This window comes from Streptosporangium sp. NPDC002544 (genome assembly GCF_040295965.1).
In the GTDB taxonomy this organism is placed as follows: domain Bacteria; phylum Actinomycetota; class Actinomycetes; order Streptosporangiales; family Streptosporangiaceae; genus Streptosporangium.
In genome coordinates, this window is sequence record NZ_JBEOWJ010000002.1 from 349,582 (window position 1) to 362,037 (window position 12,456).

14 protein-coding genes are annotated in these 12,456 nt (G+C 69.2%); 10 read left to right on the top strand and 4 right to left on the bottom strand.

The annotated features are described in order from the left end of the window. Positions 1 to 21 precede the first annotated feature (21 nt). Positions 22 to 696 carry a TetR/AcrR family transcriptional regulator C-terminal domain-containing protein gene (locus ABT061_RS04390; RefSeq protein WP_350912532.1) on the bottom strand — a complete coding sequence of 225 codons (675 nt, stop codon included), beginning with the start codon at positions 694 to 696 and terminating at the stop codon, positions 22 to 24. A gap of 131 nt (positions 697 to 827) precedes the next feature. On the opposite strand from ABT061_RS04390, the gene ABT061_RS04395 reads away from it, so the two are divergent. After that, positions 828 to 1,544: a DUF998 domain-containing protein gene (locus ABT061_RS04395; protein WP_350912534.1), complete on the top strand. Its 717-nt coding sequence runs from the start codon at positions 828 to 830 to the stop codon at positions 1,542 to 1,544. Between the two features lie 368 nt (positions 1,545 to 1,912). On the opposite strand, the gene ABT061_RS04400 is transcribed toward ABT061_RS04395, so the two are convergent. Continuing rightward, positions 1,913 to 2,413 carry a hypothetical protein gene (locus tag ABT061_RS04400; RefSeq protein WP_350912536.1) on the bottom strand — a complete coding sequence of 167 codons (501 nt, stop codon included), beginning with the start codon at positions 2,411 to 2,413 and terminating at the stop codon, positions 1,913 to 1,915. 321 nt (positions 2,414 to 2,734) lie between these two features. Here ABT061_RS04400 and ABT061_RS04405 point away from each other — a divergent pair, with 321 nt between their 5' ends. After that, positions 2,735 to 3,184 carry a hypothetical protein gene (locus tag ABT061_RS04405; RefSeq protein ID WP_350912538.1) on the top strand — a complete coding sequence of 150 codons (450 nt, stop codon included), beginning with the start codon at positions 2,735 to 2,737 and terminating at the stop codon, positions 3,182 to 3,184. A gap of 267 nt (positions 3,185 to 3,451) precedes the next feature. On the opposite strand, the gene ABT061_RS04410 is transcribed toward ABT061_RS04405, so the two are convergent. Next, positions 3,452 to 4,099, bottom strand: coding sequence for a TetR/AcrR family transcriptional regulator (locus tag ABT061_RS04410; protein WP_350912540.1), 648 nt, complete (start codon positions 4,097 to 4,099; stop codon positions 3,452 to 3,454). 109 nt (positions 4,100 to 4,208) lie between these two features. Here ABT061_RS04410 and ABT061_RS04415 point away from each other — a divergent pair, with 109 nt between their 5' ends. The 6 genes from ABT061_RS04415 (at position 4,209) to ABT061_RS04440 (ending at position 8,560) form a co-directional block, all read left to right on the top strand. Then, positions 4,209 to 4,382 carry an acyl-CoA dehydrogenase family protein gene (locus ABT061_RS04415; RefSeq protein ID WP_502991346.1) on the top strand — a complete coding sequence of 58 codons (174 nt, stop codon included), beginning with the start codon at positions 4,209 to 4,211 and terminating at the stop codon, positions 4,380 to 4,382. 63 nt (positions 4,383 to 4,445) lie between these two features. After that, positions 4,446 to 5,201, top strand: a complete 756-nt coding sequence (locus ABT061_RS04420; RefSeq protein WP_350912542.1) for an SDR family oxidoreductase — start codon at positions 4,446 to 4,448, stop codon at positions 5,199 to 5,201. A gap of 166 nt (positions 5,202 to 5,367) precedes the next feature. Beyond that, on the top strand, positions 5,368 to 6,102 hold the full coding sequence (gene fabG, locus ABT061_RS04425) for a 3-oxoacyl-ACP reductase FabG (RefSeq protein ID WP_350912726.1): 735 nt from the start codon (positions 5,368 to 5,370) through the stop codon (positions 6,100 to 6,102). Positions 6,103 to 6,127: 25 nt separating this feature from the next. Then, positions 6,128 to 6,277 (top strand): hypothetical protein, encoded by a 150-nt coding sequence (locus ABT061_RS04430; RefSeq protein ID WP_350912544.1) that lies wholly within the window; start codon positions 6,128 to 6,130, stop codon positions 6,275 to 6,277. Between the two features lies 1 nt (position 6,278). Next, a complete protein-coding gene (locus tag ABT061_RS04435) occupies positions 6,279 to 7,337 on the top strand; it encodes a phosphotransferase family protein (RefSeq protein ID WP_350912546.1) in 1,059 nt (352 codons plus the stop codon). Further along, positions 7,337 to 8,560 carry an acyl-CoA dehydrogenase family protein gene (locus ABT061_RS04440; protein ID WP_350912548.1) on the top strand — a complete coding sequence of 408 codons (1,224 nt, stop codon included), beginning with the start codon at positions 7,337 to 7,339 and terminating at the stop codon, positions 8,558 to 8,560. Before ABT061_RS04435 ends, ABT061_RS04440 begins: the two co-directional genes overlap by 1 nt. A 135-nt stretch (positions 8,561 to 8,695) precedes the next feature. Here ABT061_RS04440 and ABT061_RS04445 read toward each other — a convergent pair whose 3' ends face one another. Continuing rightward, on the bottom strand, positions 8,696 to 9,829 hold the full coding sequence (locus tag ABT061_RS04445) for an ADP-ribosylglycohydrolase family protein (RefSeq protein WP_350912550.1): 1,134 nt from the start codon (positions 9,827 to 9,829) through the stop codon (positions 8,696 to 8,698). A gap of 348 nt (positions 9,830 to 10,177) precedes the next feature. Here ABT061_RS04445 and ABT061_RS04450 point away from each other — a divergent pair, with 348 nt between their 5' ends. Continuing rightward, a complete protein-coding gene (locus ABT061_RS04450) occupies positions 10,178 to 11,209 on the top strand; it encodes a LacI family DNA-binding transcriptional regulator (protein ID WP_350912552.1) in 1,032 nt (343 codons plus the stop codon). Next, positions 11,206 to 12,456, top strand: coding sequence for a sugar ABC transporter substrate-binding protein (locus ABT061_RS04455; protein WP_350912554.1), 1,251 nt, complete (start codon positions 11,206 to 11,208; stop codon positions 12,454 to 12,456). Before ABT061_RS04450 ends, ABT061_RS04455 begins: the two co-directional genes overlap by 4 nt.

Below are 12,456 nucleotides of genomic sequence, written 5' to 3' on the forward strand. Positions count from 1 at the left end.
GGATCCCGTCGGGTGAGTGGCTCAGGCCGGGTGGGGCGGGGGCCGGCGGGCCAGGGCGGCGGCCGTGCCGTCGATCAGGGCTCGGAGGCCGTGTTCGAAAGCGTCCTCGCCGGGCGAACCACCGCTCTCGCGGAGCGCCACGAGCAGGGTGGCCCCCATACCCCCGTCGAGCAGTCCGGCCAGCGCCGCGAGCCGGTCCGCGGGCGTGCCCGCGTGCTCCTGGCGTTCGGTCTGCTCCTGAAGGACGCATCCGTTGACGTAACGGGTGAGGGCCGTGATCGTGCGCAGTGCCAGGACCGGGGTGAAGCCGCGGCCGACCATGGCGGTCATCTCCTCGTCGAACATCCTGATCGTCGCCGGGCTCAGGGCGGCGGCGCCGGAGACGATGCGGGCGCCGTCGCGGTGGGCGAGCAGGGAGTCGCGGTACGCGCGGGCACGGCGGGTGAGCCAGTCCTGCCAGGACTCGCCGTCGCGGGGCGGGCCCATCCCGGCGGCCAGGACGATCGCGTCGGCCATCCCGTCGAGCAACTCCTGCTTGTTGCGCAGGTGCCAGTAGAGCGCGGGCGACTGGACGCCCAGCTCCGAGGCGAGCCGGCGCACCGTCAGCCCGTCCAGGCCGACCTCGTCGAGCAGTCGCAGTGCTGTATCGATCATCGTCTGCCGGGTCAGGCCGGCTCCCCGCTTGTTCTCGCCCATCGGTTGACACCTTAGCAGCGCTAAGGGAGCATGACGGCGACGTGACTTAGCACTGCTAAGGAACGCTCGCGCGCCGGACACCGCGCGGAGTCAGGGCCGGACCGCGAAGGCCGGTCACAGAGGGGAGAGCCATGTCCAACGTGCGAGAAAAGCGGCTGACCAGGGCGCTGCTGACCTGTGGTGCGGTAGCCGGACCGCTGTTCATCCTCGCGGTCGTGATCCAGGACTACACGCGCGTGGGTTTCGACCCCAGGCGGCAGCCGCTCAGCATGCTGAGCCTGGGCGACCTGGGATGGATCCAGATCGCCAACTTCGTCATCACCGGGCTGCTGAACATCGCGTTCGCGGTCGGGCTGTGGCGGGCGTTGCGTCCAGGCCATGGCGGGACCTGGGGGCCGCTACTCATCGGCGCGTACGGGGCCGGCCTGGTCGGCGCCGGTGTCTTCCGCTTCGAACCGGCGTGGGGCTACCCGCCCGGTGCGCCGCAGGGTCCTCCCGACGCCCCCGGCCTGAGCTACATCCTGCACGGTGCCGCCTTCGGCGCGGTGTTCGTCTCGCTGGTCGCGGCATGCTTCGTCTTCACCCGTCATTTCGCCGTACGGGGAGAGCGCGGATGGGCGCTCTACTGCGCGGCCACGGGCGTGGCGCTTCCCGCTCTCTACCTGCTGGCGGGGCTGCTGTCGGACGACGGCGAGAACTCCCGGCCCCTGAGCCTGCTCCTCCGCGCCATCGCGCTCCTGGGCTGGGGGTGGGCCGCGGTGCTCGCGGTACGGGTACGCGCATCCCACACGCCGGCCGGGCCCGGCGTCGGGTCTGGAGCCGTACGACAACAGCATCATGGTCCGTGAGTTCCACGACCACCTCAACCACGCCCTCGCCGCCTGACCGCTCACCGCCGTCGTCGGCACCCGCCGGGGTGAGCGAGGGGCTGCGGATCGCCTCAGCGGTGGCGAGGGAGCCGGCTCTGAACGGTGTGGCCTGGGTCGGCGGACTCGCCAGGGGCGCCGATCGCCTGGTCGCCTGGTGTGGCGCGTACTGGATCACACTGTGCTCTCGGGTGCGAGGAAGCAGGCTTCCAACTCCCCGCTATGGCTTATTGCACTTGCCCGATCACTTTTGGTGAGGCAGACTGGGGGTGCCGCGCCCCCGGTGGGTGTTGGAAGTGAGGCCGGGACTACCGATGGAATCGGGTGCCCGGCCTTCGCGTTTTCCTCCCTCAGTCAAGACAGATCAGGCGGATTCGGTCAGCCAGTAGTTTGAAGCCGCCGGTCTGCCCGTCCAGCCACCATGTTGTCGCTCCGGCAACGGCATCGGCGCCCCAGAGGAGCGGCTCCTGTCCTGGTTGCTCCCATGTGATCTTGATATTTCCCGAGAGGGTGCGGCCCCTGCGGATCCCCATGACCAGTAAGAGGTCAAGGTGGTCCAGCTTGGGTGAGCGACTCTCGATGGTCGCTGTGATCACCCCTTCTTGATCAAGCTCGTAGAGCAGTCTTTCAAGACAGATGCGCCGTGCTCTTTCGTAGGGAAGGCCTCTGTTGAAGATGTGGATGGTGGCGATGTTCTTCATCGGCATGGTGGCGATTGAGCCGGCGATGGCGAGTTGTCGTGCGGCAGACTCCTCTCGCCAGTGCAGACGAGGACTCTTGCCCAGTCGAAGAGATTCCAGTGTCGCGCGGATGTCGTCGTGGTCGGCGGAATCCATGATGACCGCCGCCATCGCGTAGACGCTGCAGTCGCCAGGGCGGCGACGGAGACTCTCGTCGATGTAGGCCGTAAGCACTCGGTAAAGATATCGTCACGCAAGGCGAACGTCGTGGTTTTCGTGTGGCGCCCAAAGGGAATAGATGGTTATAAGCGGCAAAATTTGTTGTATTAATCAAATGTGATATTTGTGAGACATGTCTGCCGGGTATCGGCAATGTGCCCTCCATGCCGGGCTGACAGTCTGTTCTCCTGATGTCACCATGCGCAGATGGGCATCTTCCCCACTTCACCTCCCGTTCCGCCGAAAGTACTTACCCCCAGGCAGAGGCGCGGGTTGGAGATCGCCGAACGCGAGGACGAGCTGCGCGACCAGTGGAAGAAGTTCGATCGTGAGCGCACCCGTATTCTCCAGGAGACCGGCCAAAAAGTCAGCGGCAAGGAGTCCAAGGTAAGCAAGAAAGAGAAAGCGGTACGGGCCGAGTTGCGTGCGCTGGAGGCAGAGCGGGCCGCTCTCCTCAAGCAGATCACCGATCGCGAGGTCAAGCTCCGGCCCAAGCAGGCCGAGTACGACCGGGCCCGCTCTGCGGCCAAGCAGGCGGGCAAGCGCAGGAAGGTTCCGGTCGCCGAGGCCGAGCGGAAGGTGCGGGCCGATCTCGCCAGGTTGCAGAGCGAGCGCGCCTACGTGGACGGCACCGTACACCGGGACCGCATAGAGGGCCAGAGCACCGAGGCCATCTGGAACACCTGCCATGACCCGGAGACTTTCGGTTCCGAGGATTGGTGACCCGTATACCGCGCTCTCGGGCTGGCAGCCTGGCCCCTGGTCTACGTCGTCCCGACGTCGACCGCCACCACGCTCAAGACCGAATACTGTGTCAAGCTCGCTCAGGGAGTCGGCAACCTGCCGAGCAAATGCTGGACAAGAACGGTCTGTGCACAGTCCTTCCTCAAGGAGGGGTTTGGTGACTACCGCCGGCTCAGGGCGTCTTGCCGATCGGGGAGAACCTGTTCGCCTACCTGGGACTCGCCGACTAGGAACGCAGGGGTGACCTCATGACGTCGCCTGCCCGTGTGCCCCGACGATGCGCAGGGCGAGTTCGCAGTAGTGGTCGGCGATGTCCTCGTCGCTCCACTCGCCCTCCTCGCGGTACCACCGGGAGACGTCGACGCCGAGCGACAGCAGTGCGAGCGCGCTCATCCGCGGGTTGGAGGTGTGGAACACGCCGCGGGTGACGCCGGCCTCCACGATCTGACGTATCTCCTGCCCGATGGCGCGCCGGATGGCGCTGATCTCCCGGTAGTGCTCCGGGTTGAGCTCGGCGAGCTCGTAGTTGACGACGCGTGCGCTCGTGTGGCTGCGGGCGTGGTGCATGGTGAACTCGCGGACGACCGCCAGGAGTTGCTCCACCGGGTCGTCCGAGCTCGCCGCGCCCTCTCGCACGAGCCGCAGCGTGACGTCGTGTCCCGACCGTGAGATCAGGTAGAGCAGTTCCTCCTTGGACTTGTAGTGCACGTAGAGGGCCGCGGGGCTCATCCCGGCCGCCGACGCGATGTCGCGGGTGGTCGTGCCGTGGAATCCCTTGGCGGCGAAGGACTCCACAGCGGCGGCGATCAGCCGGTCGCGGGCGCTCGTAGGGCGGGTTTCCCCCGTCGTCGGGTGGTCGTCCGGCACGTCACCACTTTCTGTGATCTGGCTCACCGGCTCCCCTCGCGGTCGGGGCGTTGACAAGGATGTCGCAATTGAGGAACGCTAAGCAAGCGCTTAGCGATAAGCAAGCGCTTAGTCAGTCTGCTCGTGCGAGGTTCTCTTGAGACGCGGTATCCACAACTCCGACCACGAGGCGTTCCGCTTGCCCGGTGGCCACGGCTACATGAACGAGTACCGCGTGGCCCGTGCCTGGCGCGATGCCCGCGTGACCAGGATCTGGGCCGGCTCCAACGAGATCATGAAGGAGCTCATCGGCCGGGACCTCGGTCTCTGACCGGCGGCAGAACGTGGAAAACAGAGGAAGATCGATGCCCGAAGCGGTCGGGGAAGCGCGGAGATGACGAAGAGGTTCGAGGGAAAGACGGCGATCGTGACCGGTGCCAGCCGCGGCATCGGTTTCGCCATCGCGGAACGGCTGGTGGCCGAGGGCGCGCGGGTCTGCGTCACCGCCCGCAAGCGGGAGGCGCTCGAGGAGGCGGTGCGGGCTCTCGGCGGCCCCGGCCACGCGATCGCGTCCGCCGGCGGGAGCGACGACGTCGAGCACCAGTCGGACACGGTCCGGCGCACCCTGGAGGCGTTCGGCAGCGTCGACATGCTGGTGAACAACACCGGCATCAACCCGGCCTACGGGCCCATGCTCGACCTCGACGTCGACGTGGCACGCAAGATCTTCGAGGTCAACTGTCTCGCCGCGCTGTCCTGGGTGCAGCAGGCGCACCGCGCCTGGATGGGCGAGCACGGCGGCTCGGTGGTCAACGTGTCCTCGGTGGCCGGTGTCAGGCCGGCGCCGGGCATCGGCTTCTACGGCGCGAGCAAGGCGATGCTGACCTACATCACCCAGGAGCTCGCGGTCGAGCTCGGTCCGGGTGTCCGCGTCAACGCGGTCGCCCCGGCGGTGGTGAAGACGAGGTTCGCGACCGCGCTGTACGAGGGCAGGGAGGAGCAGGTCGCGTCGGCCTACCCGCTCAAGCGGCTCGGCGTGCCGGAGGACATCGGCGGCGTGGTGGCCTTCCTGCTCTCGGAGGACGCGGGATGGCTCACCGGGCAGCTCATCGCGGTCGACGGAGGGTTGACCCTCACCGGAGGCGTGTGACACGGCCGCCGGAGGCCGGTCCGGCCGACCAGGCAGGTAGCCACCGGCCCCCACGGCCGTCGCGGGATCGCCGGGCGATCCACTCTCAGTGCGTCAAGACTCGGACATACCAATCAGAGGAGACCAAGTGAACGAGCAGCAGAACCGGCGGCCGGGTCGTGTCGCGATGGTCACCGGGGCCGCACGTGGCATCGGCGCCGCGGTCGCGAAACGGCTCGGCGAGGACGGATTCGCCGTGGCGGTCCTGGACCTGGACGAGGCGGCGTGCAAGCCGGTGGTGGACGAGATCGAGGCCGCCGGTGGCAGGGCGCTGGCGGTCGGTGTGGACGTGGCCGACGAGCAGGCGGTGGAGGCCGCGGTGGCCAGGGTCGCCGGGGAGCTCGGCGCTCCGACGGTGCTGGTGAACAACGCCGGCATCATCCGCGACAACCTGCTGTTCAAGATGACCGCGACCGACTGGGACGCGGTGATGGGCGTGCACCTGCGCGGGGCGTTCCTGATGAGCAGGGCCGCACAGAGGCACATGACCGAGGCGGGATGGGGGCGCGTCGTGAACCTGTCCAGCACCTCCGCGCTCGGCAACCGGGGGCAGGCCAACTACGCCGCGGCCAAGGCCGGCCTGCAGGGTTTCACCAAGACGCTGGCGATCGAGCTGGGCAGGTTCGGGGTCACCGTGAACGCGATCGCGCCGGGGTTCATCGAGACCGAGATGACCGCCGCCACCGCCGAGCGGGTCGGGGTGCCGTTCGAGCACTTCAAGGCGGCGGCGGCCAAGGAGATCCCGGTCGGCCGGGTCGGCCGGCCCGAGGACATCGCCGCGACCGTGTCGTTCTTCGTACGGGAGGAGGCCTCGTTCGTGTCCGGTCAGGTGATCTATGTCGCCGGCGGGCCCCGCGCCTGACGGCGGAGACGACGAGGAGACGCGAATGAGGACGTTCAACGGTGTCGGCACCCACCTGGGCCACCGCGACCGGCACACGATCACCGGCGTCACCCGCGGCCGGGCGACCGTCGAGCGGGAGGGCGGTGACAGGCCCGCCCGCGTCGCCGGCACCGTCCCGACGGTGGTGGCCTGACATGTCCGACCAGGAGGTGCGCGACGCCGCCCCGGGCCATGACGACCCTCCCGGGGTGGATCTGGCCCGGGTCTCGGCCTACCTTGCCGATGCCGCGCCCGGGCTGGTCGGCGGTCCGCTCCGAGCGGAGGTGATCGCCGGCGGCAAGTCGAACCTCACCTACCTGGTGAGTGACGGCACCGGTGAGTGGGTCCTGCGCCGGCCCCCGCTGGGGCACGTGCTCGCCACGGCGCACGACATGGCCCGGGAGCATCGCGTGATCACCGCGCTCGGCCCCACCGACGTCCCGGTTCCCCGGACGTACGCGCTCTGCGAGGACCCCGGCGTGATCGGTGCGCCGTTCTACCTGATGGAGAAGGTCGAGGGGACGCCGTACCGGACGGTCTCCCAGGTCGAGCCGCTGGGCCGGGACCGGACCCGGGCGATCTGTGAGCGGATGGTCGACACCCTCGCCGTTCTGCACGCCGTGGATCCGGCGGACGTCGCGCTGTCCGACTTCGGGCGGCCGGACGGGTTTCTGCAGCGGCAGGTGCGGCGCTGGAAGAGGCAGCTCGACGCGTCGTACAGCCGGGACCTCACCGGTGCGGAGGAGCTGCACCGCCGGCTCCGGCTGAGCGTGCCCGAATCGCCGGCCCCCGCGATCGTGCACGGGGACTTCCGGCTCGACAACCTGCTCGTCGACGGCTCGGGCGACGTCGTCGCGGTGCTGGACTGGGAGATGGCGACACTCGGGGACCCGTTGACCGACCTCGCCCTGCTGCTGGTCTACCAGCGTCTGGCGACGTTCGGGATCGATCACACCCTGCCCGACGTCTCGACCGCACCCGGCTACCTCGCCGACGGCGAGATCCTGGACCGCTACTCCGTCGCGAGTGGCCGGAACCTGTCGGATATGGGCTTCTACCTCGGGCTGGCCTACTTCAAGCTGGCCGTGATCCTCGAAGGCATTCACTGCCGCCACACCCGGGGGCAGACCGTCGGAGCCGGATTCGACACGGTCGGCGCCGCGGTGGAGCCCCTGATCAAGGCAGGACTCGACGCACTGAAGGAGCATCGCTGATGGATTTCACCTTCGACGCAAGGACCGAGGAACTGCGTGAACGGCTGCTCGTCTTCATGGACGAGAGCGTCCACCCCGCCGAGGCGGTGTTCGACGAGCAGCTCGCCGCGCTTGAGAACCCCTGGGCCTGGTCCACCGTCCCGGTGCTGCGGGAGCTGCGCGCAGAGGCACGGCAACGTGGACTGTGGAACCTCTTCCTCCCGGGAGAGTTCGGTGCCGGACTGACGAACCTGCAGTACGCGCCGCTGGCCGAGATCACCGGACGTAGCCTCCGGATCGCTCCCGCGGCACTCAACTGCGCCGCGCCGGACACCGGCAACATGGAGGTGCTGGCCATGTTCGGCACCGAGGAGCAGCAGAGGCGGTGGCTGCACCCGCTGCTGGCCGGTGAGATCCGGTCCTCCTTCGCGATGACCGAGCCCGACGTCGCCTCCTCCGACGCGACCAACATCAGCGCCCGCATCGAGCGGGACGGCGATTCCTACGTCGTCAACGGACACAAGTGGTGGATCACCGGCGCCATGAACCCCAATGCCGAGATCTTCATCGTGATGGGGAAAACGGACCCGGCGGCGGACCGGCACAGGCAGCAGTCGATGATCCTGGTTCCGCGCGACACCCCCGGAGTGACGGTCAGGCGCGGTATGCACGTACTGGGGTACGACGACCACGACCACGGCGGGCATGCGGAGATCACGTTCGACGACGTCCGCGTGCCCGCCGAGAACCTGATCGGCGGAGAGGGCGACGGGTTCGCGATCGCGCAGGCGCGCCTCGGGGGCGGCCGGATCCATCACTGCATGCGGTCGATCGGTGTCGCGGAGCGGGCGATCGAGCTGATGTGCCGGCGCGCCTCCGAGCGGGTCGCCTTCGGTAAGCCGCTCTCCGAGCAGGGAGTCGTCCGCGACTGGATCGCCGAGTCCCGGGTCCGGGTCGAGCAGCTGCGGCTGCTGGTGCTCAAGACCGCCTGGTTGATGGACGGCGTCGGCGCCAAGGGCGCCCACACCGAGATCCAGGCCATCAAGATCGCCACACCCAAGACCGTGGAATGGATCCTGGACAAGGCGATCCAGGTGCACGGGGCCGGCGGCCTCAGCCAGGACTTCCCCCTCGCCGCCGCGTTCGCCATGATCCGCACGCTCCGCTTCGCCGACGGCCCGGACGAGGTGCACAAGAACTCCCTGGCCCGCAACGAACTCAGGCGGCAGACGGGAACCGCGTGACGAGCCGCCCGGTTCGGCGTTCAGCCCAACCGGGCGGGTTCGCGGACGGACGGCGACATGCTCCGGATGATGATGGTCGCTCCGACGGGTCGCCAGGAGGTGGGTGAGCAACCGGAGTCCCGGCCGGCATCGGCGTCAGGCGCCGGGATACTTCCTGAGCCAGGCGCCGGTGATCTCGTGATCTCCGGTGGACCAGGCAGCGAAGTCGTCCGCCAGCTCGGTGATGGCGTCGCGGCCCTCCAGGTGGGCGAGCCAGCCGGCGGGAAGCGCGGCCTCGCCGTGCCGGGCTCCCAGCAGGTTGCCGCAGACGGCCCCGGTGGAGTCGCTGTCGCCGGAGTGGTTGACCGCGAGCAGCAGCGCCCGCCCGACGTCGCCGGGCGCGGGGTGCGCCAGGGCGCAGTAGACCGCGATGGCCAGCGCCTCCTCGGCGACCCACGCCCCGCCGAGTGACTCGACCCGCTCCGGGCTCGGATCCCCCTTCGCCGCCAGGGACACGGCGGTGCGCAGCGCCCGGCTGGTCTCCTCGTGCGAGGGGTACGTCTCCAGCAGGTCCGTCGCCTGCCGTACGGCCCGCGCGAGCGGCTCGTCCTCCGCCGTGTCCGGCGAGGTCTGCTCGGCGGGAGTAACCAGGAAGTGCACGATGGCCGCGAAGGCGCCGGCGGCGAGGTAGCCGGTGGGGTGGCCATGGGTGAGCTGGGCGCACTCGGCGGCCAGGTCGAAGGCGTGCCGTGGACTCCGGGGGCTCCGTGCGCGCAGGCCGAACGGGGCCGAACGCATCACCGTTCCGCAGCCCTTGGAATCGGGGTTGACCGGCCCCGGCTCGCCGAACGGCGCGGGGGCGACCGCGCCCCGGTGTCGCAGGCCCGACAGGCAGGCGTTCCCGGGGGCCCGCCGGGAGTAGAGCCACTTCTGCTCGCGGAGCAGGCCGGTGCGGATCGGGTCGTTCCCCGAAGGGCCGGGGGAGCGGTACTGCTGGGTGTCCAGCCAGCGCAGGTAGGCGTGGTGGACCGCGCCGACGTCGCCGCCGCGGATCAACCCCTCCACGGTGAACAGCGTCATCTGCGTGTCATCGGTGATCAGGCCCACCGCGCCGCGCCAGTCGGGGACCAGCCCGGTCACTCCCGCGGGCCCGTGCTGCCTGTGGATCCTCCCGATCGACTCGAACTCGATGGGCGCCCCCAGCGCGTCGCCGAGCGCACCGCCCAGCAGGCAACCTCTCACCCGGTCGCGGTAGCCCTGCAGGTCATGGTCGGGAGGGTGCACGGGCATGATCCTTTCGTTGTCGCTTGACGTCAACAAAACTTGAGATTTGAGACTGTGCGCGAAGGCATCGAGGGAGAGCGATCGATATGCGCATTGTCCAGGTAACCGGGTTCGGGGGACCAGAGGTACCGGTGGTGGACCGGGTGCCGGAGCCGATCTCCGGAGGGGCTCCTTCTTCCCGGTGGAGTATCACGGAGTCCGGGGTGGCGCTGTGCTCGTTTGGTAACGGTGACGTAACAGGTCTTTACTGATGATTCCGCCCGGTGGTTGACTCCGATCATTCACTGTAAGCGCTTCCACCTTCTGCCGCCGTCGAGTGTAAGCGCTTCCACTCGCTGGGAGATCGGACGACAGGTGTCAAACAGTTACGAAGGTCAGGGGGCGACCATCTACGAGGTCGCGCAGCGGGCGGGCGTCTCCATCGCCACCGTCTCCCGGGCTCTGCGCAACACCGGCCCCGTCGCGGCCGGAACGCGCGAGAAGGTGCTGAGGGCGGTCGAGGAGCTCGGCTTCACCCCGAGCCGTCTCGGCGTCTCTCTCGCCCAGGGCCGCCACGCGGCCAACGGGATCGTCTTCCCTGACCTGTCGGGCCCCTATTTCGCCGAGGTCCTCCTCGGGTACGAGGAGGTGGCCTCCGAGCTCGGCCGCTCCGTGCTCATCCTGTCCACGCGCGGGCGGGCCGCCGTGCAGGACCTGGTCAGGGACCTTGTCGGCCGGGTGGACGGCATGGTGATCTTCGGCAGGACCGTCGAGGACGCCGTGGTGGACGAGATCATCAGGAGCAGGACGCCGCTGGTCCTGCTCGCGCGCGATCCCGTCGAGCGGGCGGACGCGGTCTGCAGCGAGAACACCGCGTCGGCCGAGGCGCTCACCACCCACCTGCTCGGACACGGTTACTCCACCTTCGCCCTGGCCGGGGACGACGACCGGGGCGACGTCACCCAGCGCTGGACGGGAGTCAGGCGGGTCCTGTCCGGCCACGGGATCCGGCCCCCCGAGCCATTGTCCTGCGAGCTCACCGTGGAGGGCGGGTACGCGGCGGGGCGGACGCTGCTCGGCGGGAAACCCGGTGGAGCGCGCCGGCCGGAGGCGGTGATCTGCGCCGACGACCAGGTGGCCCTCGGCGTCATCCTGGCGGCCGAGGAACTCGGCCTCGACGTGCCGGGCGACGTGGCGGTCACCGGCTGGGACGACATCATGGCCGCCCGCCACGCCAGGCCCGCCCTCACCACGGTGCGCCAGCCCATGCGCCTGCTCGGCGCCCGCGCCGCTCGCGCGCTGGACGAGCTCATCAAGGGTGCTCGTACCGTCCCGAACTCCGAGATTCTCCCCACCCAGCTGATCGTTCGATCCAGCTGCGGTCCTCACCCCCTGGAGGAAAAGTGAAGAAGTACGCCGTCGGGATCCTCGCGTTGGGACTGGTGCTCGCCGGGTGCGGCCGGAGTGGTGGAGGGGCCGCGGAACAGGCGAGGGACGTCGACACCGGCAAGGCCACCGGCGAGGTCACGGTCTGGGCGATCGGGGCCGAGGGGGAGGCGCTGGGCGCCTTCGCCAAGGACTTCGAGACGGCCAACCCCGGCATCACGATCAAGGTGACCCCACTCGGCTGGGACGTGGCCCACGACAAGATCACCGCGGCCATCGCGGGGAACGCCACCCCCGACATCACCATGCTGGGCAGCACCTGGATGGGCGAGATGGCCAAGACCGGCGCCCTCGACCCCACCCCGGCCGGCCTGATCGACAAGTCGACGTTCTTCCCCGGCGCGTGGGGCACGGTCGAGGTGGACGGGACCGCGTACGGAGTGCCCTGGTACGTCGAGACCCGCGCCCTGTACTACCGCAAGGACCTCGCTTCGAGGGCGGCGGTGAAGCCGCCCGTCACCTGGGAGGAGACCACCGCCTTCGTCGGGGCGCTCAAGGAGAAGGGGGGCGCCTCGCTCGGCGTCGAGCAGAACTTCCGGCAGGGCTCCTGGCAGGAGGTGCTGCCGCTGGTGTGGCAGGCGGGGGGTGAGATCGTCTCGGGCGGGAAGTGGACGCTGGACACGCCCCAGATGGTCCAGGCGCTCAAGCAGTACGGCTCGTTCTTCGAGGGCGGGCTCTCCAGCACCGACCAGCCCACCGGCGCCTTCCCGCAGACGTTCGTCAAGGGGAAGGTCGGCGCCTTCTACTCGGGGCCGTGGATGATCGCGGGCCTGGAGAAGGAGGGCGGCGACGGTTTCGGTGAGAAGTTCGCCGTCGCGCCCTACCCGAAGGGGAGCGCGGGAGGCACCAGCCTGGTCGGCGGTAGCGACATGGTGGTCTTCAAGGACGCGAAGAACCGCGACGCCGCCTGGAAGTTCCTGCGCTGGCTCGTCGACCCCAAGGTCCAGGCCGCCTGGTACACCAAGGTCAACGCGCTGCCCAGCGTCGAGGCCGCCTGGCAGGACCCGGCGCTGACCGCCGACGAACGCGTCACCGTCTTCGGCGAGCAGCTCAAGGACGCCAAGGCCGTCCCCGCCGTCCCGACATGGGAGCAGGTGGCCAAGGTGATGGAGACCGAGATCGAGAAGATGGCCCTGGGCAAGCAGACGGCCGAGGAGACGGCCAAGACCGTCCAGGAGCAGGCCGAGACCATCGGGACCGGGGTCTGA

Coding starts and splice junctions, on each gene's coding strand:
- ABT061_RS04390 (WP_350912532.1), bottom strand. CDS start 696: ATGGGCGAGAACAAGCGGGGAGCCGGCCTGACCCGGCAGACGATGATC.
- ABT061_RS04395 (WP_350912534.1), top strand. CDS start 828: ATGTCCAACGTGCGAGAAAAGCGGCTGACCAGGGCGCTGCTGACCTGT.
- ABT061_RS04400 (WP_350912536.1), bottom strand. CDS start 2,413: ATGGCGGCGGTCATCATGGATTCCGCCGACCACGACGACATCCGCGCG.
- ABT061_RS04420 (WP_350912542.1), top strand. CDS start 4,446: ATGACGAAGAGGTTCGAGGGAAAGACGGCGATCGTGACCGGTGCCAGC.
- fabG (WP_350912726.1), top strand. CDS start 5,368: ATGGTCACCGGGGCCGCACGTGGCATCGGCGCCGCGGTCGCGAAACGG.
- ABT061_RS04430 (WP_350912544.1), top strand. CDS start 6,128: ATGAGGACGTTCAACGGTGTCGGCACCCACCTGGGCCACCGCGACCGG.
- ABT061_RS04435 (WP_350912546.1), top strand. CDS start 6,279: ATGTCCGACCAGGAGGTGCGCGACGCCGCCCCGGGCCATGACGACCCT.
- ABT061_RS04440 (WP_350912548.1), top strand. CDS start 7,337: ATGGATTTCACCTTCGACGCAAGGACCGAGGAACTGCGTGAACGGCTG.
- ABT061_RS04445 (WP_350912550.1), bottom strand. CDS start 9,829: ATGCCCGTGCACCCTCCCGACCATGACCTGCAGGGCTACCGCGACCGG.